Annotated in this window: 1 protein-coding gene; it reads right to left on the bottom strand. The window is 67.8% G+C overall.

All coding sequences use genetic code 11. From position 1 onward, the window contains the following. Positions 1-1,098, bottom strand: a 1,098-nt coding sequence (locus tag ACYVTD_RS12720) for a hydantoinase/oxoprolinase family protein (RefSeq protein WP_461248121.1), incomplete at its 3' end; no start/stop codon positions are given. Between the last annotated feature and the right edge of the window lie 348 nt (positions 1,099-1,446).

Below are 1,446 nucleotides of genomic sequence, written 5' to 3'. Positions count from 1 at the left end.
GGCCAGGGGCCCGCCACGGCGGTAGCTCACGGGGCCGGGGTTGGCACCCGCGCTCTCCGGTCCCACGCGAAAGCGCGAGCCGTCATAGGCCAGTACCGAGCCGCCACCGGCGGCCGCCGGGTGGATGCTCATCATCGGCGCGCGCATGCGCCCCCCGGCCCCCTGGGTCTCGAACTCGCGCTCGAAGGCGCCAGCGTAGTGGCTGACATCGGTGGAGGTGCCTCCCATGTCGAAGCCGATGCCCTTGTCGTGCCCGGCCAGCCCCGCCGTGCGGGCCATGCCCACGATGCCGCCGGCCGGCCCGCTCAGGATGGCATCCTTGCCCTGGAAGCTGCCCGCATCGGCCAGCCCGCCGGAGGACTGCATGAAAAACAGCTGCACGCCCGGCATCTCGCCAGCCACCTGCTGTACATAGCGGCGCAAGATGGGCGAGAGGTAGGCATCGACCACCGTGGTGTCGCCCCGGCTCACGAACTTCATCAGCGGACTGGTCTCGTGCGAGGTGCTGATCTGCGTGAATCCCGCCTGCCGCGCAATGCGCGCCGCAATCTGCTCGTGCCGCATGTAGCGGTAGCCATGCATGAAGACGATGGCCACGCTGCGCAGGCCCCGGGCATGGGCCTGCAGCAGCGCGGTGTGCAGGTGCAGCACGTCCAGTTCCTGCTGCACTTGCCCATGGGCATCCACGCGCTCAAGTGCCTCCACCACCTCGCTGTACAGCAGCTCGGGCAGCTGGATATGCCGGTCGAACAGGCGCGGGCGGTTCTGGTAGGCAATGCGCAGCGCATCACGAAAGCCCCGCGTGGTCACCAGCAGCGTGGGCTCGCCCTTGCGCTCCAGCAGCGCATTGGTGGCCACCGTGGTGCCCATCTTCACGCACTCCACAAGGTCCGGCGTGACCGGCTCGCCGGGCTTGAGGCCCAGCAGGTGGCGGATGCCGGCCACGGCCGCATCACGGTACTGCTCGGGGTTTTCCGACAGCAGCTTGTGCGTGGCCAGGCTGCCATCGGGCCGCTTGCCCACGATGTCGGTGAATGTGCCGCCGCGGTCTATCCAGAATTGCCAGCGCCTGTCATGGGGAGTGGAGCGTTCTTGCATGGTGTCGGAACCCGTTTGTCTCGAAGTTGAAGTCAGGAAAACCGTGGCCTGGAGCACGGCCCGCCGCCGATGCCCACCACTGGCGTCCAATCTAAAAGTGCCCCTGGACCGCGTCCATCGAGAAGTTTTCGCCCCCTCTGTTCACGAAAACTGAACAGGAGCGGCCCCTTGCCGGCCGGCAACGCAAAGAAAAAGGCCCGCCGAAGCGGGCCCCAAGCCAGTCAGCCAGGCAGGCAGGCCGTCAGAACGCGGCCAGATGGCTGTTGCGCAACTCCGTCACCAGCATGTGGCCCGGCTCGTGCGTGATGGCGAATGGCAGGGCCGCCGAGCGGATGGCCTGCTGGGGCG

This window comes from Treponema sp. R6D11 (genome assembly GCF_054786075.1).
Note: the sequence above shows the minus strand (reverse complement) of the source record. Positions and strands in the feature narration are given on the sequence as shown.